20 protein-coding genes are annotated in these 23,229 nt (G+C 72.0%); 16 read left to right on the forward strand and 4 right to left on the reverse strand.

Going from position 1 to position 23,229, the window contains the following annotated elements:
- The first annotated feature begins 248 nt into the window (after positions 1-248).
- The 9 genes from WMF42_RS21930 (at position 249) to WMF42_RS21970 (ending at position 8,935) form a co-directional block, all read left to right on the forward strand.
- On the forward strand, positions 249-1,583 hold the full coding sequence (locus WMF42_RS21930) for a dihydroorotase (RefSeq protein ID WP_437694048.1): 1,335 nt from the start codon (positions 249-251) through the stop codon (positions 1,581-1,583).
- Positions 1,580-3,040 (forward strand): 30S ribosomal protein S12 methylthiotransferase RimO, encoded by a 1,461-nt coding sequence (rimO, locus tag WMF42_RS21935; RefSeq protein WP_437694050.1) that lies wholly within the window; start codon positions 1,580-1,582, stop codon positions 3,038-3,040. Before WMF42_RS21930 ends, rimO begins: the two co-directional genes overlap by 4 nt.
- 105 nt (positions 3,041-3,145) lie before the next feature.
- On the forward strand, positions 3,146-3,550 hold the full coding sequence (locus WMF42_RS21940; RefSeq protein ID WP_061610261.1) for a hypothetical protein: 405 nt from the start codon (positions 3,146-3,148) through the stop codon (positions 3,548-3,550).
- A gap of 86 nt (positions 3,551-3,636) precedes the next feature.
- Positions 3,637-5,082, forward strand: a complete 1,446-nt coding sequence (locus WMF42_RS21945; RefSeq protein WP_061610262.1) for a sigma-54-dependent transcriptional regulator — start codon at positions 3,637-3,639, stop codon at positions 5,080-5,082.
- Positions 5,083-5,277: 195 nt separating this feature from the next.
- Complete coding sequence (locus WMF42_RS21950; protein ID WP_437694052.1) at positions 5,278-5,868, forward strand: prepilin-type N-terminal cleavage/methylation domain-containing protein; 591 nt, start codon at positions 5,278-5,280, stop codon at positions 5,866-5,868.
- A 157-nt stretch (positions 5,869-6,025) separates the two neighbouring features.
- Positions 6,026-6,640 (forward strand): type IV pilin protein, encoded by a 615-nt coding sequence (locus WMF42_RS21955; RefSeq protein WP_437694054.1) that lies wholly within the window; start codon positions 6,026-6,028, stop codon positions 6,638-6,640.
- A 136-nt stretch (positions 6,641-6,776) separates the two neighbouring features.
- Positions 6,777-7,391, forward strand: coding sequence for a type IV pilin protein (locus WMF42_RS21960; RefSeq protein ID WP_437694056.1), 615 nt, complete (start codon positions 6,777-6,779; stop codon positions 7,389-7,391).
- 60 nt (positions 7,392-7,451) lie between these two features.
- Positions 7,452-7,949 carry a hypothetical protein gene (locus WMF42_RS21965; RefSeq protein WP_434048676.1) on the forward strand — a complete coding sequence of 166 codons (498 nt, stop codon included), beginning with the start codon at positions 7,452-7,454 and terminating at the stop codon, positions 7,947-7,949.
- Positions 7,946-8,935: a hypothetical protein gene (locus tag WMF42_RS21970; protein WP_437694058.1), complete on the forward strand. Its 990-nt coding sequence runs from the start codon at positions 7,946-7,948 to the stop codon at positions 8,933-8,935. The genes WMF42_RS21965 and WMF42_RS21970 overlap by 4 nt, the downstream gene beginning before the upstream one ends.
- A gap of 175 nt (positions 8,936-9,110) precedes the next feature.
- Here the strand turns inward: WMF42_RS21970 and WMF42_RS21975 are convergent, their stop codons facing one another.
- Positions 9,111-9,899, reverse strand: a complete 789-nt coding sequence (locus WMF42_RS21975; RefSeq protein ID WP_437694060.1) for a hypothetical protein — start codon at positions 9,897-9,899, stop codon at positions 9,111-9,113.
- 282 nt (positions 9,900-10,181) lie between these two features.
- Between WMF42_RS21975 and WMF42_RS21980 the strand changes: the two genes are divergently transcribed.
- Together WMF42_RS21980 and WMF42_RS21985 are read left to right on the forward strand one after the other, a co-directional pair.
- Positions 10,182-10,409 carry a transposase gene (locus WMF42_RS21980; RefSeq protein WP_437694062.1) on the forward strand — a complete coding sequence of 76 codons (228 nt, stop codon included), beginning with the start codon at positions 10,182-10,184 and terminating at the stop codon, positions 10,407-10,409.
- Positions 10,410-10,747: 338 nt separating this feature from the next.
- The gene (locus WMF42_RS21985) at positions 10,748-11,935 is read left to right on the forward strand and encodes an RCC1 domain-containing protein (protein WP_437694064.1); all 1,188 of its coding nucleotides are present in this window, start codon (positions 10,748-10,750) and stop codon (positions 11,933-11,935) included.
- 55 nt (positions 11,936-11,990) lie between these two features.
- Here WMF42_RS21985 and WMF42_RS21990 read toward each other — a convergent pair whose 3' ends face one another.
- The 3 genes from WMF42_RS21990 to WMF42_RS22000 form a co-directional block, all read right to left on the reverse strand.
- Positions 11,991-12,227 carry a hypothetical protein gene (locus WMF42_RS21990; RefSeq protein ID WP_437694066.1) on the reverse strand — a complete coding sequence of 79 codons (237 nt, stop codon included), beginning with the start codon at positions 12,225-12,227 and terminating at the stop codon, positions 11,991-11,993.
- Between the two features lie 270 nt (positions 12,228-12,497).
- Positions 12,498-14,624: a PEGA domain-containing protein gene (locus WMF42_RS21995; RefSeq protein ID WP_437694068.1), complete on the reverse strand. Its 2,127-nt coding sequence runs from the start codon at positions 14,622-14,624 to the stop codon at positions 12,498-12,500.
- 542 nt (positions 14,625-15,166) lie between these two features.
- Entirely contained in the window at positions 15,167-17,953 is a 2,787-nt protein-coding gene (locus tag WMF42_RS22000) for a hypothetical protein (RefSeq protein WP_437694069.1), read from the reverse strand.
- 194 nt (positions 17,954-18,147) lie between these two features.
- On the opposite strand from WMF42_RS22000, the gene gatC reads away from it, so the two are divergent.
- The 5 genes from gatC (at position 18,148) to WMF42_RS22025 (ending at position 23,176) form a co-directional block, all read left to right on the forward strand.
- On the forward strand, positions 18,148-18,459 hold the full coding sequence (gene gatC / locus WMF42_RS22005; protein ID WP_061610271.1) for an Asp-tRNA(Asn)/Glu-tRNA(Gln) amidotransferase subunit GatC: 312 nt from the start codon (positions 18,148-18,150) through the stop codon (positions 18,457-18,459).
- A 5-nt stretch (positions 18,460-18,464) separates the two neighbouring features.
- Positions 18,465-20,015: an Asp-tRNA(Asn)/Glu-tRNA(Gln) amidotransferase subunit GatA gene (gatA, locus tag WMF42_RS22010; protein WP_061610272.1), complete on the forward strand. Its 1,551-nt coding sequence runs from the start codon at positions 18,465-18,467 to the stop codon at positions 20,013-20,015.
- Between the two features lie 22 nt (positions 20,016-20,037).
- A complete protein-coding gene (locus tag WMF42_RS22015) occupies positions 20,038-20,634 on the forward strand; it encodes a GNAT family N-acetyltransferase (protein ID WP_437694072.1) in 597 nt (198 codons plus the stop codon).
- A gap of 103 nt (positions 20,635-20,737) precedes the next feature.
- Complete coding sequence (locus tag WMF42_RS22020) at positions 20,738-21,907, forward strand: NAD-dependent epimerase/dehydratase family protein (protein ID WP_061610273.1); 1,170 nt, start codon at positions 20,738-20,740, stop codon at positions 21,905-21,907.
- Positions 21,908-21,964: 57 nt separating this feature from the next.
- A complete protein-coding gene (locus tag WMF42_RS22025) occupies positions 21,965-23,176 on the forward strand; it encodes a lysophospholipid acyltransferase family protein (RefSeq protein WP_437694074.1) in 1,212 nt (403 codons plus the stop codon).
- The last annotated feature ends 53 nt before the right edge of the window (positions 23,177-23,229 follow it).

Here is a 23,229-nt window from a genome sequence, read left to right on the forward strand (position 1 = left end):
ATCACGCCCCGAGCGTTTTTCTTCCCTCGCCGGCGCCCCGTCGTCCCCCTCTGTCTTCCTCTGTTCCTCGTTCCCCTCCGCTGCCGTCCTCGTCCCCGTCTTCGCCCGCCGACCCCGCAGCGTTCTCCCCGTCGCCGGCTCCCGTTGAGCCCGCAGCGGCCTCCTGGCCATCATTCTCCCTCCTGCTCGCCCTGCTGACCCGCGGCGGTGCACGGCGTGAAGCGCATGTGCTAGGGGAGCGCGCTCCCATGGCGGCAATCGGCTCCCCTCCCCCTCTCCTTCTCCTTGTCGGCGTGCGCGCCGTCGATCCGGCCCAGCAGCTCGACGAAGTGGTCGACGTCGTCATCGAGGATGGCGTCATCACCCGGGTCGGTCGCGGCGCGGCGACCGACGACCTGCGGCGCGCCGCCCGGGCCGAGCTCATCCAGGGCGACGGGCTCCTGCTCCTCCCCGCCTTCGTCGATCTCCACGCCCACCTCCGCGAGCCCGGGCAGGAGTACAAGGAGGACATCGCCTCCGGGCTTGCCGCCGCGGCCGCCGGCGGGTTCGCGCACGTGTGCGCGATGCCGAACACGCGGCCGGTCAACGACACCCGGTCCATCACCGAGGCCATGGTCGCGCGGGCCCGCGCGATCGGGGGCCCCGCGCTCCACCCGATCGGCGCGATCACGATCGGCCAGAAGGGCGCGGAGCTCACCGAGATGGCCGACCTCAAGGAGGCCGGCGCTGTCGCGGTGTCCGACGACGGGCGCTGCGTGACGTCGAGCGCGGTGATGCGCCGCGCGCTCGAGTACGCGAAGACGTTCGACCTGCCGGTCATCCAGCACGCCGAGGATCACGCGCTCACCGAGGGGGCGCAGATGCACGAGGGCGCGATCGCGACGCGGCTCGGCCTGCGGGGCTGGCCCCGCGTGGCGGAGGACATCATCGTCGCGCGCGACGTGCTGCTCGCCGAGGCCACCGGGGCGCGCTACCACGTGGCGCACATCTCGTCGCTCGGCGCGGTCCGCATCCTCCGCGAGGCGAAGTCCCGCGGCATCGCCGTCACGGCCGAGGTGACGCCGCACCACCTGACGCTCACCGACGCCGCCGTGATCGGCTACGACACGGCGTGCAAGGTCAACCCGCCCCTGCGCGAGCAGGCGGACGTCGACGCGCTCCGCGAGGCGCTCGCGGACGGCACCATCGACGCGATCGCCACCGACCACGCGCCCCACTCCACGCTCGAGAAGGACTGCGAGTTCGCCGAGGCGTCGCCCGGCCTCATCGGCCTCGAGCTCGTCGTCCCGGTCCTGCTCGACCTCGTGCGCCAGGGCGCCCTCCCCCTCGGGCGGCTCGTCGACGCGCTCACCCGCGCCCCCGCCCGCGTCGCGCGGCTCGAGGCGCCCACGATCAAGGCCGGCGCCCGCGCCGAGCTCTGCCTCGTGGACCCGAACCTGAGCTTCGTGCTCGACCCGGCGCGCCTGCGCTCGAAGAGCAAGAACACGCCGCTCCTGGGCCGACAGCTCACGGGCCGCGTCAAGATGACGCTGGCAGCGGGCCGGGTCGTCTTCGTCGACAGCGAGGAAGCAGCAACTCAATGAGCTCGCGCAAGGTCCATTTCGTCAGCCTCGGGTGCCCCAAGAACCGCGTCGACTCCGAGGTGATGCTCGGCGTCGCCCGCGCCGCAGGCTACGCGCACGTCGACGACGCGGCCGACGCCGAGGTGATCGTCGTCAACACCTGCGGCTTCATCGGCGAGGCGAAGAAGGAGTCGATCGACGCCATCTTCGAGATGGCGCACCACAAGGAGCACGGCAGCTGCAAGCGGCTGGTGGTCGCCGGCTGCCTCTCGCAGCGCCACCCCGAGGAGCTCGCCCGCGAGATGCCCGAGGTCGATCACTTCCTCGGCTCGAGCGACATGCTCAAGCTCGGACAGGTGCTCGCGGGCGACGCGGAGCGGATGCTCGTCGGCAACCCCGCGGAGTGGCTGATCCGCTCGGCCGATCCGCGCACCCTCTCGACCCCCGGCGGCAGCGCGTACGTCAAGATCGCCGAGGGCTGCAACCGCACCTGCTCGTTCTGCGTGATCCCGGATCTGCGCGGCGCGCAGCGCTCGCGGCCGATCGCGGACGTGGTGCGCGAGGTGGAGCAGCTCGCCGCGGCGGGCGTCCGCGAGATCAACCTCATCTCGCAGGACACGATCGCCTACGGCCGCGACGCCGCGGGCCGCGGGCCCGGCGAGGCGCGCTCGACGCTCGCGGAGCTCGTCCAGCGCGTCGCCGACGTGCCGGGCGTGCGCTGGGCGCGGATCTTCTACCTGTACCCCGAGACGATGACCGACGACCTCGTCGAGCTGCTCGCCGGCCACCCGCGGGTCGTGCCGTACGTGGACATGCCGCTCCAGCACGCCGCCGACGCGATGCTGCGCCGGATGCGGCGCGGCCACGGCGGCGAACGCCTCCGGCGGGTCGTCTCCACGCTGCGCGAGCGCGTGCCCGACCTCACGTTCCGCACCGCGTTCATCGTCGGCCACCCGGGCGAGACCGACGCCGAGTTCGAGGAGCTCTGCGACTTCGTGCGCTGGGCCGAGTTCGAGCGGGTCGGCGTCTTCCGCTACTCCGACGAGGAGACGAGCCGCAGCCACGCGCTCGAGGGCAAGGTCCCCGCGCGCACGGCCGAGAGCCGCTACCGCCGCCTCATGGCGCTGCAGCGGCGCATCTCCCACAAGAAGAGCGCCGCGATGATCGGCCGCGAGCTCGAGGTGCTCGTCGAGGGGACGAGCGACGAGCACGAGTACGTGCTCATGGGCCGCCACGCGGGCCAGGCGCCCGAGATCGACGGGCAGGTCTACCTCTCCGGCGGTGAGGTCCGTCCGGGAGAGATGTGTCGGGTCCGCATCACGCAGGCGAGCGACTACGATCTGGTGGGCGAGGTGCTCGACGAGGACGAGCGCGGCGCCGCGCCCCAGCCGGCGGGCGACCTCGGCGCGGTGGCGGCGAAGCGGCGCGTCGCCCTGCGCGTGCTGCAAACCGACGGGCGCGAGCGCCAACAGAATTGACGGTCGGGCCGCCGGGTGGCGCGGCCCGACGGCGAGGAACTCCGGCGCTTCGCGGCGCTCGCGGGCGGAGAGAGCGCGGCACACGGTGTGCTATCACCTCGTGCCGTGCCGACTATCCGCCGCGCTGCGCTTCACTTCGCTTTCGCCCTCGCGACCTCGCTGCTCGCCGGTGCAGCGTGCCTGAGCCCGACGTTGCCGCTGCCCCCGCCCGAGCCGGCCGACACGATGCGGCCCTCCGCGGACGTGGAGGGGGTGTGGCAGATCTCGGGCAACTGCACCCCCGGGGCGCGCGTCAGCGTCTTCAACGAGCGGACGCAGCGGGGCGTGATCGAGGACGACAGCGACGGGAACGGCCGGTACCATGTCGAGATCGAGGCCGAGCTCTGCGACACGCTCCTCGTCTGGCAGGAGCTGCAGGAAGAGGGCAGCAGCGACAAGGACAGCGAGGCGCAGCGCTTCGTCGTCGAGGAGCGCACGCCGCTCGGCGTCGTGAACGACGCCTGCCCCTGAAGGGCGCGGCGCCCGACGGCACAGCGCGCTGCGCGCGGCGGCCGCCGTGACGCGCGCGCGGGGGGTCGTGATAGTGTGCTGGCGTGATGGCGTCGATCTCGCCGAGCATCCCGCCGAACGCCACCCGGGTGCTGGTCGTCGATGACGAGCCGGGCCTGCGTCAGGTGCTCACCATCGCCTTCCGCCGCCAGGGCTACGAGGTCGCGATCGCGCCCGGCGCGCGCGCCGCCCTCGAGGCGATCCGGCAGAACCCGCAGCCATTCCCGCTGATCCTCACCGACCTCGTGATGCCCGACGGATCGGGCATCGACGTGCTGCGGGCCGCGAAGGCGCGGAGCGGCGCGACCGAGGTGATCGTGATGACCGCGCACTCCACCGTGGAGAGCGCGCTCGACGCCATGCGCCACGGCGCCTACGACTTCGTGACGAAGCCGTTCTCGCCGGCGGAGCTCACCGCGCTCGCCGCGAAGGCGCTCGAGAAGAGCTCGATCGTCGCCGAGAACCAGCGGCTGCGCGCGCAGCTCGAGCGGCTCGACCTGCCGTCGCGCGAGCCGCTCGGGACGAGCCCCGCGATGCAGCGGATCTCGGAGCTCATCGCCAAGATCGCGCCGACGCGCACGACCGTCCTGATCACGGGCGAGAGCGGGACCGGCAAGGAGCGCGTCGCCCGCGCGATCCACGACCAGAGCGACCGCGCGGCGAAGCCGTTCCTTGTCGTCAACTGCGGGGCGCTGCCCGAGGCGCTCATGGAGAGCGAGCTGTTCGGCCACGAGAAGGGCTCGTTCACGGGCGCCGGCGCGCGCTCGATCGGGTTGTTCCGGGAGGCCGACGGCGGGACGCTGCTGCTCGACGAGATCGGGGAGCTCCCGGCCGCGCTGCAGGTGAAGCTGCTCCGCGTGCTCCAGGAGCGGAAGGTGCGCCCGGTCGGCGGCGCCGCGGAGATCGCGGTCGACGTCCGGCTCCTCGCCGCGACCAACCGGAACGTCGAGGCCGAGGTCCGCGAGGGCCGGTTCCGGCAGGACCTCTACTACCGGCTCAACGTCATCCGGATCGAGCTGCCGCCGCTGCGCGAGCGCCCCGAGGACATCTCGCGGCTCGCCGAGCGCTTCCTGCGCCGCTTCGCGGCGGAGCTCGGCAAGGACGTGCGCGGCCTCACCACGGACGCCGTGCGCGCGCTCGACGCCTACGCGTTCCCGGGCAACGTGCGCGAGCTCGAGAACATGATGGAGCGCGCGGTGGCGCTCGCCGGCGGGCCCTCGATCGGCCTCGGCGACCTCCCGAGCGCCGTCGCCGGGCTCAGCGCGAGCCCGGCCCCGCTGCTCGCGGAGCTGCCGCCCGGCGGGTGCATGCTCGACGAGGTGCTCGGCGAGGTCGAGCGCCGGCTGATCCTCCAGGCGCTCGAGCGCACAGGCGGCGTCCGCAAGGCGGCCGCGAAGCTGCTCGGCGTCACGTTCCGGTCCCTGCGCTACCGCCTCGCCAAGCACGCCCTCGCCTCGGACGGCGAGAGCGACGACGAGTCGGAGGGATCCTGACGAGAATCGTCACCGCCCGATGCCCCGCAGTGACGGTTTTCGTCACCGCCGGAAACGAACACAACCACCCACCTCCATCATCTCGAGCGCCTGTCTCGAGGAAAACCGAGGCAACTCATGGGCTTTCCGCGCAAGTCGAAGAAGACTCCGGGCCGCGCTCTCCCTGGCACGTCGCCTGCTGAGAGGTCCTGGAGAATGCGGAGCGGGCAACGACAACGGCGCGCTGCGCGACGAGGGTTCACCCTGGTCGAGCTCCTCGTCGTCGTCGGGATGGTGGGTGTCCTCGCGGCGCTCGCGCTCGTCGGGTACCGCAGGTACATGGCCTCGGCGGGCACCGCCGAGCCGAAGGCGGTGATTCAGGGGATCCGCGGTGGGCAAGAGTCCTACCGGGCGGAGATGCTCGAGTACCTGAACGTCTCTCAGGGGTCGCTCGATCAGAGCCACTGGTATCCCGGCGGGACGCTCGGCGATATGAAGCGCGCCTGGGACGACACGGGCCACCCCGATTACACGAACTGGCGGATGCTCAACGTGACCACCGACGGCGCGGTCCGCTTCGGTTACGCGTCGGTGGCCGGCATCGGCAATGGCTTCACGGTGACCCCGAACAGCGGCTTCACGTGGGGCGGGCTGTCGCAGGCCCCGCTGAGCGATCCGCAGTTTTTGCCCAGAGGGCCCTGGTACGTCATCCAGGCGGTGGGCGATCGCGACATGGATGGGACGTACGCCTTGCTCCTGACGACATCGACGATGTCCGGGATCTATTGGGAGAACGACACGGAGTGACGGAGCAGGATGGTTTGCCGCGTCGCGGGCGCCGGGCGCGCCTGCTCCGCGGGAGAGGTTTTCGCACTGCGGGCAGGCCGGGCCCCGCACTGGCGTCGTGACGGTCAGTCTCGGCAACGCATCCAATTAAAGACAGCATCACGGAGGATCGACACTCATGCGTGCACTGAAGCGATACGACAGAAGAGGCTTCACGCTCGTCGAGCTCATGATCGTGGTCGCCATCATCGGCGTCCTCGCCGCGCTCGCGATCTTCGGCGTCCGCCGCTACCTCGCGAGCGCGAAGACCTCGGAGGCCAAGAACTCCGTGGGCGCGATCACCCGCGGCGCCGCCGCCGCCTTCGAGCGCGAGACGGCAGCGTCCGAGATCCTCGCGGGCGGTGTTAACTCGGACACCGCGAGCCATAGCCTGTGCGACAGCGCCAACGCGGTGCCTAACGGCGGCCCGCCGATGGGCGTCAAGTATCAGCCCAGGACGGAAGAGGGCCAGGACTTCGAGAATGGCACCTCGACGGAGGGCTGGAAGTGCCTGAGGTTCTCGATGACCCAGCCGATCTACTACCAGTACCACTACGTCCGCGGAGGTCGCGTCCCGGGCGTCACCACCGGACCCACGCCCGGCACCGGTGTTAACGGCTTCGAGGCAGGCGCGGTCGGCAACCTCGATGCGGACGCGGTCAACAGCTACTTCACCCGCGGCGGCACGGTGGACACCGCGACGGGGCAGCTCGCCCTGGCCACGCAGATCAACATCGAGAACGAGTACGAGTGACGTGTTCCCTGGTTGCCCGGCTCGCCTTGGGTCGGGCAACCAGGCTTCGTGGACCACTTCCAGCATGAGGGCACATCCGCTTCGCCCCGGATCGGGCGAGCGGGCTTCCTAGACCACATCAGCATGAGGGCGTACCGTGCGGCAGAAGGAAGCATCTCGCAGTCGCGGATTCACGCTCATCGAGCTCATGATCGTGGTCGCCATCATCGGCGTCCTCGCCGCCCTGGCCATCGTCGGGGTACGCAGCTACATCGCCACGGCGAAGACGGCTGAAGCCAAGCAGATCGTCGGCGCCATCACCCGCAGCGCCATCACCCAGTACGAGCGGGATCGCGACATCTCGCAACTCCTGCCTGCCACCGGCGTCGCCGCGGCGAACACCCATGTCCTCTGCGCCTCGGCCGCGCCGGTCCCCTTCAACTTCGCCGACGTCCAGGGGAGGAAATACCAGCCGAGCGGGGCGCTGGGCGCCGACTTCATGTCGGGCTCGAACCTCGCCGGCTGGCAGTGCCTCGGCTTCGCGACGGCCGCGCCCATCTATTTCCAGTACTCGTACCAGGTCGGCAGCGGCTACCTCAGCCAGGGCCTGCCCGGCGCCCCCATCCCCAGCGGCCCGGAGGGGTTCGAGGCGGGGGCGCGCGGGGACCTGGACGGCGACGGCCTGACGTGCACGCTGGTCCGCACCGGCGAGGTGCGCGCCGGCGAGATCGTGACCAGCGCCGTGATCTTCACGAACAACGACCCAGACTGACGCGGGCGGCGCGCCGCGCTGGCGCTTGTTCCATCACCCGAGGGTGAGTAGAGAGGAGCCATGAACTGGCGCTCCTGGAGCGCGCTGGAGCTCAGCGCGGCCTTCGCGGTCGGCGGCAGCGTCCTCGCCGTCGCCGTTCCGGCGTTCTTCCGGAATCTCAGCGCGTCCAAGCTGAGCGAGCCGATCGAGGGGCTCGACCGGCTGGTGACCAGCGCGGTCGCCTACGCCGAGTCGAGACCGCAGGAGATCAGCTTCCCGCCGTCGGCCCCGCTGACCCCGGCCCAGGTGCCGCGCGGCGTGCGAGCCGTCGATCCGCCGCACTCGTGGGAGCACCTCACGTGGAAGTCGCTCGACTTCGGCTTCGAGGGGCCGCACGCGTTCGCCTTCCAGTTCACGAGCGAGCTCGACGCGTCGAAGACCATGCGCTTCGTCGCGACGGCGCACGGGGACCTCGACGGCGACGGCGCGCTGTCCACGTTCGAGGTGCGCGGCGAGCGGATCCCCGGGGAGCCGGCCCGCGTGCTCCCGGGCATGTTCGTGGACCGCGAGGTGGAATGATGGGGGCTCCCCCGGCGCCCGGGACAGCGGACCGTCCGGCAGCCCGCCCTCTCCTCTCCCGCGCCGGGCGCGCGCGCGACGCGCTCGTCACGGCCGCCCTCGCGGCCGTCGCCGCCGTCGCGATCGGGAGCGTGCGCGCGCCGGCCACGGACCTGGAGAAGCGCGTCGCCGAGACCTCCGACGTGTACGTCCTGCCGCCGCCGGACGAGGTGGTCACCTTGTCGCTCGGCTACCGCTCCGCGCTGGCCGATCTGCTCTGGTCGCACGTGCTCGTGTCCCAGGGGCTGCACACGTTCGAGCGCCGCCGGTTCGAGAACCTCACCCTGCTGCTCGACGCGATCAACGCGCTCGATCCGACCTTTCGCGACCCCTACCTGTTCGCGGACGCGCTCATCACGTTCCAGACGAGCACGACTCCTCGCGAGGAGGTCCTCAAGGCGCGCGAGATCATGGAGCGCGGGGTGCAGCACCGCCCGCTCGACGGCGAGCTGTGGCTCGCGCTCGGCCAGTTCGTCGCCTTCATCGCGCCGGCCTCGTACCTGACCGACCCCGCGGAGAAGACGCAGTGGCGCCTGGAGGGCGCCCGGATGCTCGCGCGCGCCGCGGAGCTGGGCGGTGGCGACGCGAGCATCAGCTGGCAGGCCCTCGGCGGCGCGGGCATCCTGGGGCGCGCGGGCGAGCGCGAGGCGCAGATCCGGTTCCTCCAGCGCACCCTCGCCGTCACGGACGACGAGGAGCTCCGGCAGCAGGTCCGCGCGCAGCTCGACAAGCTCCTCGGCGAGCGCGCCGCGGAGGGGTACCGCCGGCGACTCGACGGCTTCAGCGAGATCTGGCGGCGCGATCTGCCGTTCGTCAGCAAGACGACGATGCTCGTGCTGGGCCCCCCGCGCGACCCCGCGTACTGCGCGGGGGGCGCGCACGCCGACGAGCCGCGCTGCGCGACGACGTGGCGCGCGTGGGCGGAGCGGGTCGAGCAGGACAGGTGAGCAGCGTCCGGCGCTCGATCTCGTTGGTGAGGATCATCAGTCAGATGGAAGTCGTCGAGCGGCGTCTGCTCCTTCTCGGCAAATGCGATGCGCTCCGGCAATGCGTCGATGAGGCAGCCGAGGCGCAAGCGCTTGAGCGCGCTCGTGAGCTCGGGGCTGATGACCTTCGTCGCCATCACGCCTCTCGCTTCTGCGCGCCGCGGCGGTTAATGGTAACGAACCCGGAGGATCGCGAGCGAACCGGCCCGCCGGCAGCCGCCCCCCGGGTCGTCTTCGACCTGCTGCGCCTCTTTGAGCGTGCGCTCGCTCCGAGGAACATCGATGGCGTCGAAGCCGAGCCCGCGAGCGCACGGGGCCTCAGCACGTGCCGCACCGTAGCATTCGCACAGTCGAAGCAGGCCCCAGGCTCGACGCATCCTGGTCCACGGCAGCGCGCCCGCGAACATGCGCTCGGCGTAGACGCTTGCACGAAGGTCGGCCATACGAAGGTGTAGCGGATCATCGTCAACACGACGACGAGCACGAGTAGCCGGTGCCGGTGCCCCTCGTTGTCGCTCACGTAGCTGACCTGTCCGAAGTCGACCTGCGCCTCCTCACCACGCGGCGGCTCGTCCACGCGCACGCTGCCCACCCGCTCGCGCCAGCCGAGCTCCTGGTGCGCGTAGCGGCGCAGCGTCGTGTAACCGACCTTGACGCCTTCCGCCCTCGCGCTCGACGATCTCATGGACGCGAACGAGCAGCAGCGGATCATCTGCGCCGTGAGCCACGCCTCGACGCGGCCACGATTCGCCTCCAAGCTGCGCCACTCCGCCGACAGCTGCGGCGGCTGCCGGCTCTGTATCCGCCTCGACACCTCCGCGACGAGCTCGTCACTCAGGTCCGTCGCCCTCGCGACGCCGCGTTCCTCCGCGGTCGCGATGCATCGCTCTGCCGTCTTGCGATCGGCCGCGCCGTCGCGCTTCATCTGCCGCGCGCTCTACCCCGCCTGCCAGCGGCGAAGCAGCTCATTGACTTCGATCATGCTCAACTCCCGAGAGCTCATCGGCGCCTCCCGACGGCGACCCGCTCCGTCGTCGGGAGGCCCCCCACCTTGCGCTGGCGGTTGTCAAGCCCAGAGTAACCGTGCCGGATCAACGTGGCCCCATGACGCTGACGATGCAAGGTCGTGCCACCGGGCGGGCGGCTTCATGACCTTGGCGATGAGGTGGACCCAATGAAGGTGGCGTTAGCACCACAATGTGGCCCCATGAGCCTGGCGATTGCCAGCCTGTACCGCGGGTGCCCCATCGCGTTGCTGCTCGACGAGAACCGGAGCCACAAGGCACATTTCTCGCAACGCCTGACCGCCATCCTGGACCTCACGCTGTTCTGGCTTCCGATGCGATGCACAGAACTGAGTCCCATGGATCACCTGTGGCGTGCCGTGAAGGAGGAGCTCTGCGCGAGCCATCAGGACGTGAAGATCGACGTGTAGACCACGCGCGCCCTTCGCTACCCGCGCCGCCTACCTTGACGCGCCGTCCTGCAAGGCCGGCGTACTCTCGCGGCGCGTCTGACTTCACGATGTACTGCAAAAATTCTTGCACAAGACCAATTTGTTGGGCCCGCCGTCGGATGGCAGGCGCCTACCTGCTCAAGAAGCAGAACGAACGTGTCGCTGTCATACCCGCGTGCCCCACGCACGCCCCACGTATGCAGTACGACCAGGAGATGGCGTGTACGTGACGCGAACATATGTTGCCCAGATCACTTGCTTCATATAAGCATGAACCGCCGTCTCGTCGCTTCTTATTCAACCAAAGAGAGGTTCATGTGAACAAGGTATTGGGATCGATGTCTCTGCTGTGCACCACCGTGGCGCTCGTGGCATGTGGAGGAGAGCAAGACGCGGAGCCCTCTGAACAGATCGCGTCGAGCCAGGAGCTTCTGAGCGTCGCCACGTCGCTCGCGGCCTACAGCGCTCATGCCTGTGCTGCGCTGGCCGACGGAACGGCGTACTGCTGGGGCCACAATTCAAACGGCGAGCTCGGAGACGGGACGACCACGAACCGAAGCAGCCCGGTGCAGGTGTCGGGGCTGTCGGGCGTCGTCGACGTGGCGACAGGGTACGCCCACTCCTGCGCCGTGGATACCGGCGGGTCCGCCTACTGCTGGGGGCTCAACGGCTATGGGAGGCTCGGCGACGGGACCCGTACAGCCCGTCAGGTGCCAACGGCAGTTTCGAGCCTATCGGGAGCTGTCGACGTCGCTGCGGCATACGACCATAGCTGCGCGTTGCTCTCCGGGGGCTCCGTCAAGTGCTGGGGAGGGGACGGGCACGAGCAGCTCGGGGATGCGGCCAGCGCCACCGATCGGCTCACGCCCGTGACGGTCGCCGGTATCACGGATGCAGTGGCCATCGACGCTGAGGGGTACTTCACCTGTGCCCTCCACAGCACGGGAGCCGTCTCGTGCTGGGGGGACAACTACCTCGGAAAACTCGGCGACGGCACCCAGACGACCAGGAATACGCCTGTGAGCGTGACCGGCATCTCGACAGCCGTCGCCGTGGTTACCGGCGGCCATCACGCCTGCGCCCTCCTGTCCGATGGGACCGTGAAGTGCTGGGGGAGTAACGGCTCAGGTCAGCTCGGGATAGGCTCGATGTCGCCCGTATACAGCACCACCCCCGTGACGGTCACCGGGATCAGCGATGCTGTGGCGATCGACGCCGGTGGTAGCGATACCTGCGTGGTTCACGCCGGCGGGGGCGCATCCTGCTGGGGCTTGAACGGCAACCGCCAGCTGGGGGACAACACCACGACGAACAGGTCGTCGCCGGTCTCCGTCGGGAGCCTCAGCAATGCGGTGCTGATCTCTGCCGGGAACATCTCGACGTGCGCGGCCATCTCGGGCGGCGGCGTCAAGTGCTGGGGCAGCGACGTCACGGGGCAGCTCGGCGACGGCGGCTCCTTCTACGGCCCCGGGAGCGGCACGCCCGTCGACGCCTTGCTGCCGTGAGCGCTTTGCCCGGTTGAGCACGGACTGTTGGGAGAGCGCGCGCGACGCGCCGCGCTCATGTTGTCGAGCACGAGCCGATGCACCACACCGCCGAAGAACTGCGACGCCGCTTCCAGCCCTCGCACCATACCGCGAGCGCCTGCGCGAAGCGCGACCACACGAACATGTAGCGGCTTATCGTCAACCCGACGACCAGCACGATCCTGCTCAACTCCCGGTAGCGCATCGGCACCTCCCGACGGCGATCCGCGCCGTCGTCGGTCGGCACCCTGGGTTTGCTGCCGGTTGTCAAGCGCAGATCATCGGCGCCGCATCAGGGTGGATCCATGGCCCTGGCGACGGGGTGGACTCATGACCCTGGCGACGCCGGGTGACACCAACTGGCGGGGACCCATGACCCTAGCGATCGGGTGGACCCAAGACGATGACGGTAACACCGAAATGCGGCCCCATGAGCATGGCGATTGGCACTGCCGGGTGGCGCCGGAACGGGCGTACCGAGACAGCTGGGGGCAGGAGGAGCTTCGCCCGTGAGCTGAGCGCTGCGGACGACGGTGTCGGGTCAGTCGAACTTGACGGCCGCCGTCTTGGTCTCTCCGGCCTTCACCGAGACGGTGACCGACTTCTTGCCAAGCTCCGGATGGATGAACATCACCGTGTGGGACCCCGCGGGGACGCTGACGCCGACCTTGGGCGTGCTCCCCAGCGGCCGGCCGTCGAGGACCACCTTCGAGACAGGGATCGAGTTGATGTTGAGCGTCGCCGCGCCTGCGGCAGCCGCGGGCGCGGCGGCCTGGGCCTCGGCCTTCGGCGCCGCGGCGGGAGCCTCGGGCCTCGGCGCGGCCGCGACCGCCTCCGCCTTCGGCGCCGGAGCGGGCGCCGCGGAGGCCGGCTCGGGCTTGCTCACCTCGGCGAGCGCGATCTGGATCGTCTTCTCGGCTTGCCCGTCCTCGAACGAGATCGGCTGAGAGAAGTCCTCGTATCCCCTCTTCGTCGCGACGACCTTCCACCCCTCCGACGGATTGACATCCACCTTGACCGGCGGCTTCTTCCAGGCCGAATCCGGCAGCTTCTTCTCCGTGCCCTTCGCGTTCACGAGCTTGACCGACGCCCCCGACGTGGCGAGATCGAGCGTGAGCTGCCCCTTCACCACCTTGAGCGCGACCGTCCCGAGGTCCTTCGCCTCGCCCTGGCCGACCTCCACCGTCTTCTCCAGCGGCTCGTAGCGCTCACCGCCGTCGAAGCGGATCTTGTGCTCCCCCGGCGGCACGCTGACCTCGACGGGCAGCGTGCCCTTCTCCACGCCGTCGACGAGCACCTTCACGCCGGGCGTGCCCGCGATCTTGAGGCCGGTCGCGGCGGACCGCGTCGGGCCAGCGCTGTCGAGCGTGATCACGACGACCTTCTCCTTGCCGCCCTCGACGACCTCGACCGCGTCGCGCGGCGGGAAATCGGGGGCGAGGATCTTCACCGCCTTCGAGCCGGGATCGAGATCGCGCACGATGCACGGCACCGTGTCGCAGCGCTTCTGGCCGTCGATGAAGATCTCGGCCCTGGCGACCGACGCGCCGCCCAGCGTCTTCAGGTCGATGGAGAGCGCGCCCTTCTTCGGCACCAGCAGGACCACGGCCAGGATGAGCACCGCCACGAGCGCGAGCCCGCCGAGGATGACGCCCGCCTTGCCGGCCCCCTGCTGCGTCGCCGGGCGCGGGCGGATCGCCGTGGGCTCGTCGTTGCGCGACAGCGCGCGGTGGCCCATCTCCGGGATCGGCGGCGCGCTCGGGATCGGCGGCGGCGTCGGGATCGGCGTGCGCGCCCGCGCGGCCGGCGCCGCGCCGCCGGAGCTCGCGAGCAGCGCCGCGGCCGCCTTCGGGATCGTGGGCGAGCCCGCGTTCGGCAGCGGGGTCGTCCGCCCCGGCATCTTGTCGTTACCCTCCCTGTCGTAGACGTGGGTCGACTCCTCGTCGTCGTCCCAGTCCATGTCGACCGCAGCGCCCTTCGCGCGGCGAGGCTTCGCCTCGTCAGCCGCCTTCTGCGGCGGCTTGATCGACGGCAACCGCACCGGAGGAGGGATCGCCGGCGGCAGCGAGCCGGGCGCGGCGCTGGTCGGCGCCGGGGGCAGCGGGCTCGCCGACGGGATCGGCGGGGCGGAGATCGCGGGCAGAGACGGCTGTCGCGAGGGGGGCGGCACCACGGACGGCAGCGTGCCCGGCTTGCCCGAAGGGGGCATCGGCGGCGGCAGCGAGCCGGGACTGGTCCCCTTCGTCGTCGCCGGCGGCGGCAGCGAGCCGGGCGGCAACGAGCCAGGGCTGGTCCCCTTCGTCGTCAACGGCGGCGGCAGCGAGCCAGGGCTGGTCCCCTTCGTCGTCAACGGCGGCGGCAGCGACGCGGGCGGCAGCGACGCGGGCGGCAGCGAGCCGGGACTGGTCCCCTTCGTCGGCACCGGCGGCGGCAGCGACCCAGGACTCGTCCCCTTCGTCGTCAACGGCGGCGGCAGCGGAGAGGCGATTCCCCCGGGGAGCTTCGTCCCTTGGTTCGGCGCCGGCGGCAGCGAGCTGACGCCTCCGGTCAGGGTGCGCTGCCGGGTCGGCGGCGAGGGAGGCACGAGCGCGGGGTTCGCTGTGCGCGACGACTTCTTCGCGAGCCCCTCGAAGACATCTAGATCGCTGCCGCCCTTGGTATCGGCCATGTTCGGGAACTCCTCAGGACATGCGGCGCCGTTCGCCGCGGCTTCCGAGAAACGATCGCGCCTGCTCCGCGCGACGAGGATGATGTGCGTGATGTGGACGAGCAGGCCCCCGTCGCGGGCTAGCTCGGAGCGCGCTGCGTGAACCCGATCCACTGCAGCGTACCGCTGCTCCGGTAACGGCGCGAGCGCCAACAGGACGAGCGCGGCGACGCCACGGCCGCACGCGCGGCGCGATCTCGCGCGGATCCAGCGCGCCGCCCGCGACCCTCCGTCGCGTCCGTCGCGAGACGCCCGCGATGCGCGCGCCCCCGGACAGGCGCTCGCGCGCCGTCATCTCCGGCAAACCTCCGCTCGGCGCGACGCCGCCAGATCGCGCGTCGACCGCGCCCCGCTCACCCAGCGAGCCAGCGCCGCCCCGCGCCGAGATGTCGCAAGCTCCAGAGGACTGCAAACGGTGCACCGGCCGCCTTTTTCTAATCCCTCGGGCCGCCGACGCACAAGCGCCTACTGCACCCCAGGCGGGATTCCAGGCGCCCCCAGGCTCAATGATCGCCGTCCGCGCTTTCCTCTTTCTTCGGCTTTTTGAAGTACCGAACGCGCTTCTGCTGCAGCGGATACCAGACGCTGTGCGGGACGATCGGTGTGGATTCGAACATCCGGCCTGCGCCGGCCGCCTCGGCGCGCGTGAGCCGGACGGCGCGCGGGCCGGACGGCGGGTGAACCGCCGCGCCGGAAAGGTCCGTATCGCCGCCGAGGGCCACCGCGAGCGGCCGGTGGAGGTAGATCCGCGAGGAGCAGCCGAGCCCCGCGAGGAAATCCTGGAACAGCTTCGCGTCCCTCGGATCCACGGGCGCGGCGGGCGGCGCCGAGGCGTCCGGCGACAGCGCGGCGTCCGGGGCGCCGGACGGCCCGGCCGCCGCCCGCTCGACGTAGATCAGCATCCCGTCCTCGTCGTTGACGCCCAGCGCGGCCACGGCCCGCGCGCTGCTGGCGTGGCCTGTCGCGATCCGGACCGCGCCGCGCACCGGGGAGGTCGGCGAGGCGGAGAACGCCCCCGCCGAGTGCCAGATGCTCGCGAGCTCGCCCTGGCCGGCGCCGGGCGCCGCGGCGCCGTCGGCGAGCACCGCCACGGTCGCGCCCGTCCCGGCCGGCGGTGCCGACGCGGGCTCGCTCAGCGGCGCGGCCAGGACGGTCCTCGGGTCCACCTTGAGCACCCGCAGCCGCACGTCGGGTCGCGCCCGATCGGGGCGGATCTCGGTCGTCGCGAGCGCGTACGGGAAGCCGTGCTGCGGGAGCCCCTGGGTGCGCCAGACGCCCTCCCCCGCCTCGGCCGGCGCCGCGCGCGTCGCGAGCGCCGGCCCCGGCAGCAGGTGCCGCAGCGTCATGTAGAAGAAGTCGCGCGCCTCCCGCCGGATGTAGCGGGGGAAGTTCATGAGGCCCATCCCGCGGATGAGCCGGCGACCGCGGAAGCGGTAGCCCGAGAGCCCCGAGACCTCGCCCTCGGCCTCCCACTCCCCCTGGAGCGGGCGCCCCAGCGGCGGCAGCGCGCCGCTGGGCGCCACCTGGTAGAACTCCAGCCCGCTGTGGCCCGCGTTCATGTCGAGCGCGATGCCGAAGGCGCAGCGGGCCTGGATCATCGCCTGGGCCAGGGCCTCGGGGCTGACGTCGGCGCCGTAGAAGTACGCGACGAAGCGCTCCCGGGTCAGGCAGATGCCGGTCCTGACCGTGTGCGTCTTGTCGGCCCAGCCGGGCGGCGTGCCCCCCCACCACGTGCGCCCGAAGGGATTCCACTTCTCGTCCTGGACCATGACGGTCATGTTCTGGCGGAACGAGAGCATCCAGTCAGGGATGGTCTCGTCCTCCGACCAGGTCCCGAAGACGGTGCTGCCGTCGCGCCGGACGGCCACGGTCGCGGCGTAGGGCTTCGGCGGCAGGTACACGACCCCGTCGGCCATCATGCCGAACTCGCCGTGCATCGCCTGGAACCCCGCGTTCGACGCGGCGACCACGCGCTTCATCACCTCGGGCGTGCGCGGGATGAGCCCCGGCCCCGCCTCGCCCGTCGCGCCCTTCGGCTCCACCGTGCCCGCCATCATGTGGAGCTCCACCTGGCGCGGATCCCACAGCGCGATGTAGACGCGCGTCGCCTTGCGCGAGCGATCCGCCCGGATGAACGTGGTCATGAACGCCGGCGGGAGCCCCTCGAGCTTGCGCACGAAGGCGTCGCCGCCCTGCGGGTTCCACTGCCCCTCTCCGGGCAGCGCCGGCGTCACCCACGGCTCGATCGGCGACGGCGGCCAGCCGATCTCGGGGTCGATCGGGGCCTGACGGACGGGCGGATCCAGCGTGCTCTTGCCGAGATCCGAGGCGATGTCCTCGGCGCCCGTGTCGCCCGTCACCGCCTCCTTGTTGCGGAGGACGAAGTCGAGCGCCGTGAACGCGACGGCCTTGACCGTCTGCATCGCGGCGTCGCCGATCACGAGCCGCACCCGGTCGACCGCCCACGTGACGAGGTTCCCCGGCCGCGCGACCTCGAACGACTCGGCGCGGATCCACGGGGGCAGCGGCGCGTCCACGCCGTGCAGCGGCAGGCGCGCTTCGCGGCCGCTCGCGCGCACGACCACCGCGGTGTCGTCCTCGAGGGCGATCGCGACGTCGCCCGCGTTCGCGGGGGGGCGGCTCCCGCCGTCGGGCTCACCTTCCGCGGGCTCGCCCTCGCCAGGCTCGCCGTGGCCGGTCTCGTCGATCGGGGCGGGGTCGATCGCGAACGTCCGCCGGCCGATTCCGCGCAGCCGGCCGGTCGCCTGCCAGTTCGTGAGGGCGTGCTGCATCCGCTCGATCGCGGTCCAGCCGTCGCTGGCCGGCACGCGCTGCCCGTCGAGGTCGAGCACGTGCACGGTGGGCGACGCGGCCTCGATCAGCGGGCGCGTGATGTACGCCAGCGCGTCGCCGCGGAGCACGGGCCTCGACTCGTCCGCGCCGCTCGTCTCCGTGAGGTTGTGGACGCCCGAGACGTCGAGCAGGACGCCCTCCGGCGAGAGCCTCGTGTCGACGAGGTACAGGTCGGTGGGCTCGCCCCGGACGGCGCCGCGGGCGACCGCGCGCGAGCGCACGCCGAGCGGGCTGAACGCGCCGCGCGGCGGGTCCACCCACACCACGTCGCCCGGCGCCGCGGTGATGCCCCGCGCCGCGAGCTCCGCGGCGAGCGCGGCCGAGCGGCCGCGGGCGCCTCCCCCCACGGCGGGCGACATCGCCACGGCCGCGGAAGCGCAGAGGACGATGATGCCGATGCGCTCGCGGCGCAGAGAGGGCGGTTTCGAGGGCTGCATTCGCCAGCAACGCGCAGGGGGTCGGGGCTTCTGCCCGAGGAGCCGAGGGCGGCCAGGCGCGCGGGAGTCCGGCGTTATCACCGTTTGCGCACCGCGGCCAGATTCGGGGGCGCGCGGCGGGCCGCGGCAGGCCGCGCCAGGCCCACCAAGCGCTGGCGTCCGCGGAACGGGCGGTGCTACATCCGGCGCTCGCCATGTCGAACGCTGACTCGCCCCCTCTCCGCCGCGACGAGGCGCTGACGATAGCGCGCCTCGCCCACCTCGACCTCTCCGCTGAGGAAATGGAGCGCCTCACCGGTGATCTCGGCAACATCCTCAGCTACGTCCGGCAGCTCGAGGAGCTCGACGTCTCGGCGGTGCCGCCGACGGCGCACGTGCAGATCGAGCGGCTGCCGCTCCGCGCCGACGACGAGGCGCCGAGCCTGCCGCGCGAGGCGGCGCTGCGCGAGGCGCCGCGGGTCGAGGACGACGGGTTCGCCGTGCCGGCGTTCGTGGACGAGGGGTGACGCCGATGGACACAGCGATCCTCGATCGATCCATCCCGGATCTCGCCGCGCTCGTGCACCGCGGCGAGGTCAGCGCCGAGGAGGTCGCCAGGGCGGCGCTCGCGCGCATCGAGCAGCGCGACGGCGCGCTCGGCGCCTTCCTCACGGTGCAAGGAGAGCAGTCCATCGATGCGGCGCGCGCGCTCGACGCGCGGCGCGCGCGGGGCGAGGCGCTCGGCCCGCTCGCCGGCGTCCCGATCGGGCTCAAGGACGCGCTCTGCACCGAGGGCGCCCCGACGACCGCCGGCTCGAAGATCCTCACGCGCGCGGCCGCGGGCGGCTCATGCGGTTCGTCGAACGCGCCCGATCCGGCGCGCGGGTATCGCCCGCCGTACGACGCCACGGTCGTCGCGCGCCTGCGCGCCGCCGGCGCGATCCTGCCGGGCAAGTGCAACATGGACGAGTTCGCGATGGGCTCGTCGAACGAGAACAGCGCGTTCGGCCCGGTGAAGAACCCGTGGGACCTGACGCGCATCCCCGGCGGATCGTCCGGCGGCAGCGCTGTCGCTGTCGCGGCGGGGATGACGCCCGGCTCGCTCGGCTCGGACACGGGGGGCTCCATCCGGCAGCCGGCGAGCCTCACCGGCGTCGTCGGCGTCAAGCCGACGTACGGCCGCGTCTCCCGCTACGGCCTCATCGCGTTCGCCTCGAGCCTCGACCAGATCGGCCCGTTCGCGCAGGACGTGAGGGGCGCGGCGCGCCTGCTCGAGGTGATCTCGGGCCGCGATCCGCGCGACGCGACGAGCCTCGACGCGCCGGTGGGCGAGTACGAGGCCGCGTGCGGCCGCGACGTCGCGGGGCTGCGCATCGGCGTGCCCGAGGAGTACTTCGCGAAGGGGATCGACAGGCAGGTCGAGGCGAAGGTGCGGGAGGCCATCGAGGGCCTGCGCGGGCTCGGCTGCGAGATCCGGCCCGTGCACCTGCCGCACACGCGGTACGCCGTCGCGGCCTACTACATCGTCGCGACAGCGGAGGCGTCGTCCAACCTGGCGCGCTTCGACGGCGTGCGCTTCGGGCTGCGCGTGGAGGGCGAGCGCGGCGGGAAGGCGGATCTCCAGGGCCTCTACGGGGCCACGCGCGGCGAGGGGTTCGGCCGCGAGGTGAAGCGCCGCATCCTGCTCGGCACGTACGTGCTCTCGGCGGGCTACTACGACGCGTACTACCTGCGCGCGCAGAAGGTCAGGACGCTGATCCGGCGCGACTTCGACGAGGCGTTCCGCGAGGTCGACGTCATCGCGGCGCCTGTCTCGCCGACGGTCGCGTTCCGGCTCGGAGAGCGGGTGGACGACCCGCTGTCGATGTACCTGGCCGACGTCTACACGCTGCCCGCCAGCATGGCCGGGCTGCCCGCGATCAGCGTCCCGTGCGCGACAGCGCCGGCGCCGGACGGCGGGCCGCCGCTGCCCGTCGGCCTGCAGCTCATCGGCCCCGCGCTGGAGGAGGCGCGGCTCTTCAGGGCAGCCCACGCCTGGGAGCAGATCTCGCCGGTCCGCGGGCTGCGGGCGCCGGTCGCGTGAAGGCGGCGGGAGGAGCGCCCCGATGAGCGAATCGATCACGGTGGCGGCGGCCGGCCCGGAGCACCTGGCCGGGCTCGAGGCGCTCTTCGAGGCCGCCGGCACGCCCTGTTACTGCCGGTACTACCACTTCGGGGGCACCAACAACGAGTGGCTCGCGCGGTGCTCGGACGGCCAGGGGGAGAACCGCCGGGAGTTCGCCGAGGCGCTCGCCGCGGGCAGCGACGAGGCGCGCGGCCTCGTGGCGCTCGCGCCGGACGCGGCGCACGTTGTCGGGTGGCTCAAGGTCGCGCCCGCCGCCGCCGTGACGAAGGCCTACGAGCGCCGGCTGTACAAGGGGCTGCCGTGCTTCGCGGGCGATCGCGCCGGCGTCTTCTTGATCGGCTGCGCCGTCGTGCACCCGGCGCACCGCCGGCGGGGCGTCGCGACGGCGCTCGTCGCGGGCGCGGTGGAGCTCGCGCCCGCCTGGGGCGCGCGCGCCCTCGAGGCCCTGCCGCGCCGCCCGAGGGAGCCGGTGAGCGACGAGGAGCTGTGGACCGGCCCGGCCTCGGCGTTCACGAAGAACGGATTCGTCGAGGTGCACGCGTTCGAGCCGTACCCTGTCCTTCGCCGGGCGCTGTGACGCCGCCGCCGCGCGCCGGCCGGCCCTGAGCCCACGCCGGCCGCGCGGCGATCGCGCTGCGCTTGCGCGCGCCGGCCGACCAGCTAGTGTCGCGCCCGCGCGCATGGCTTCCCTGTCCGGGCCCCCCGACGCTCCGACCCACGACGCTGCCGAGCAGCGCCCCGCCGCCGGCGTGGGCCGCGCTGCGCTTGCCCTCGAGGCGGGCGCGGCGACCAGCAGCCCGGGCGACCCTGCGGCGCCCGCGGCGGAGGCCTCGCCGGGGAGCCGGCGCGCCTCGTCCAGCCCGAGGGGCCGGGTCGTCGCGCTCACGGGCGCCGCTTCGTTCCTCGGGCGCAACCTCATCGGCATCCTCGAGGAGGACCCCCGCATCGCCCGCGTGGTGGCGATCGACATCAAGCCGCCGGACACGGGCGGCTCCAAGCTGCAGCTCCACGCGATCGACCTCACGGCGCCCGCGTCCGAGGAGCGCATCGCCGAGGTGCTCGCGGCCGAGCAGGTGGACACGCTCGTCCACCTCTGCTTCCTCTCGTCGCCGACCCCGGCCACCGCCTGGGCCCACGAGCTCGAGTCGGTCGGCACGATGCACCTGCTCCACGGCGCGCGCCAGGCGGGCCTGCGCAAGCTGATCCTCTGGAGCCAGACGATCCTCTACGGCGCGCACCCGACCAACCCCAACTTCCTCACGGAGAAGCATCCGCTGCGCGCCGATCCGGAGGAGCGCTTCTTCGCGGACAAGATGGCCGCCGAGCGGGAGTTCAACGCGTTCGGCGCGCGGACCAAGGGCACGACCGTCACCATCCTCCGGACCGCGCCGATCCTCGGCCCCACCGTCCAGAACTACATCACCCGGTTCCTGGCGCGGCGGCTGGTCATGACCATGCTCGGCTTCGACCCGCTCTGGCAGTTCATCCACGAGGTCGACGCGATCGCCGCCTTCAAGCTCGCGATCGACAGCGATTTCCCGGGCACGTTCAACATCGTGGGCGACGGCGTGCTCCCGCTCTCCACGATCGTGCGCCTCGCGGGCCGGACGCCGTTCCCGGTGCTGCACAGCGCCGCTGGCCCGCTCGTCTCGGCCCTCTGGGCTGCGCACGCGGCGATCGCGCCGCCCAGCTTTCTCCAGTACCTGCGCTATGTCTGCGTGGCGGACGGCGAGAAGGCGGCGCGGGTCATGGGGTTCCGGCCGGTCTACACCACGCGAGAGGCGCTGCTCGATTACATGAACGCGCAGCGGCTGCGGGACGTACGGCTCCTGCAGGAGACACCCGCGTGAGGCGAGTCGGGGGGTAGAGGGATGGGCACTGAACACGATCGAGAGCGCAAGGGAGCAGTGAACGGGCCGCCCGCGTCGACGCGCGGGAGGTCCGATCGGCCGGGGTCCACGCTGGTCGTGCCGAGCATCGACGTCGAGGACGAGGAGACCCGGTACCTCGCGCCGATCGGCCCGACGGAGCCCTCGGACGGGCGGAAGACGCAGTCCTCCGAGGCGCACGCGCCGGTCGTGCCGGTGACGACCGAGGAGCTGCAGCGCCAGATCCGGGAGCTCGAGGCGCGGCTCAAGAGCATGCTCGCCGGGGCCTCGCCGAAGGCCGCGGGCGGCGCGGCGCCGGGCGGGCCCGAGACGGAGCGGAGCCCCCGCGAGGGCGACGCGACCGCCGCGGCCGACGAGCCGCCGCTGTCCGAGCCCGGGACGGCGCGGGACGTCCTGTCGACGGACTTCTACCTGCGGCAGTGGGGTCGCGCCGGCCTGCGCAGCCGCACGGAGGAGGTCGACGAGTTCGGCTTCGATCCCAAGTCCGAGGCGCGGTACAGGCCGCTCTTCGACTTCCTGTACAGGCATTACTTCCGGATCGATCTCGAGGGCGTCGAGCACATCCCGAGCGAGGGGCGGTGCCTCGTTGTGTCCAACCACTCGGGCGGGCCCATCCCGTATGACGGGCTGATGCTGCGGGCCGCGGTGCGGCGGGAGCACCCGGCGCAGCGCGAGCTCCGCTGGCTGGCGGACGACTTCGTGTACTACCTGCCGTTCGCCGGCACGCTCATGAACCGGCTCGGGGCCGTGCGGGCCTGCCAGGAGAACGCCGAGCGGCTGCTCGCGGGCGAGCGGCTCATCGCCGTGTTCCCGGAGGGCGCCAAGGGCAGCGGGAAGCTCTTCAAGGACCGGTACCGGCTCCAGCGGTTCGGCCGCGGCGGGTTCATCCGGCTCTGCCTGCGCACGCGCACGCCGCTCATCCCCTGCGCCATCGTGGGCGCCGAGGAGACGAACCCGCTCCTCTACCGGGTCGAGCACGTCACGCGCGCGCTCGGCATCCCCTACCTGCCGATCACGCCGACGTTCCCCGCGCTCGGGCCCCTCGGCCTCGTGCCCGCGCCAACGAAGTGGAAGATCCGCCTGGCCGAGCCGGTGCGGTTCGACGCCTACGGCCCCGAGGCGGCGGACGACGAGATCCTGGTGCGGCGCCTCGCCGAGCGGGTGCGCGCGACGATCCAGGGGCTCATCGACGACACGCTGGCCACCCGGAAATCGGTCTGGTTCGGATGAAGCGGGCTGCGCAGGCGGATCCTCCACCCATGCCCGAGCCCACTGCAGAAGCG

Origin of the sequence: Sorangium sp. So ce176 (assembly GCF_051519835.1) — a bacterium.
Taxonomy (GTDB): Bacteria; Myxococcota_A; Polyangia; order Polyangiales; family Polyangiaceae; genus Sorangium; species Sorangium cellulosum_G.

What these genes read in the sequence shown, in the direction of transcription:
- WMF42_RS21930 (WP_437694048.1), top strand. Translation starts at nt 249, where the DNA reads ATGGCGGCAATCGGCTCCCCTCCCCCTCTCCTTCTCCTTGTCGGCGTG.
- rimO (WP_437694050.1), top strand. Translation starts at nt 1,580, where the DNA reads ATGAGCTCGCGCAAGGTCCATTTCGTCAGCCTCGGGTGCCCCAAGAAC.
- WMF42_RS21945 (WP_061610262.1), top strand. Translation starts at nt 3,637, where the DNA reads ATGGCGTCGATCTCGCCGAGCATCCCGCCGAACGCCACCCGGGTGCTG.
- WMF42_RS21950 (WP_437694052.1), top strand. Translation starts at nt 5,278, where the DNA reads ATGCGGAGCGGGCAACGACAACGGCGCGCTGCGCGACGAGGGTTCACC.
- WMF42_RS21955 (WP_437694054.1), top strand. Translation starts at nt 6,026, where the DNA reads ATGCGTGCACTGAAGCGATACGACAGAAGAGGCTTCACGCTCGTCGAG.
- WMF42_RS21965 (WP_434048676.1), top strand. Translation starts at nt 7,452, where the DNA reads ATGAACTGGCGCTCCTGGAGCGCGCTGGAGCTCAGCGCGGCCTTCGCG.
- WMF42_RS21970 (WP_437694058.1), top strand. Translation starts at nt 7,946, where the DNA reads ATGATGGGGGCTCCCCCGGCGCCCGGGACAGCGGACCGTCCGGCAGCC.
- WMF42_RS21975 (WP_437694060.1), bottom strand. Translation starts at nt 9,899, where the DNA reads ATGAAGCGCGACGGCGCGGCCGATCGCAAGACGGCAGAGCGATGCATC.
- WMF42_RS21980 (WP_437694062.1), top strand. Translation starts at nt 10,182, where the DNA reads ATGAGCCTGGCGATTGCCAGCCTGTACCGCGGGTGCCCCATCGCGTTG.
- WMF42_RS21995 (WP_437694068.1), bottom strand. Translation starts at nt 14,624, where the DNA reads ATGGCCGATACCAAGGGCGGCAGCGATCTAGATGTCTTCGAGGGGCTC.
- WMF42_RS22000 (WP_437694069.1), bottom strand. Translation starts at nt 17,953, where the DNA reads ATGCAGCCCTCGAAACCGCCCTCTCTGCGCCGCGAGCGCATCGGCATC.
- gatC (WP_061610271.1), top strand. Translation starts at nt 18,148, where the DNA reads ATGTCGAACGCTGACTCGCCCCCTCTCCGCCGCGACGAGGCGCTGACG.
- gatA (WP_061610272.1), top strand. Translation starts at nt 18,465, where the DNA reads ATGGACACAGCGATCCTCGATCGATCCATCCCGGATCTCGCCGCGCTC.
- WMF42_RS22015 (WP_437694072.1), top strand. Translation starts at nt 20,038, where the DNA reads ATGAGCGAATCGATCACGGTGGCGGCGGCCGGCCCGGAGCACCTGGCC.
- WMF42_RS22020 (WP_061610273.1), top strand. Translation starts at nt 20,738, where the DNA reads ATGGCTTCCCTGTCCGGGCCCCCCGACGCTCCGACCCACGACGCTGCC.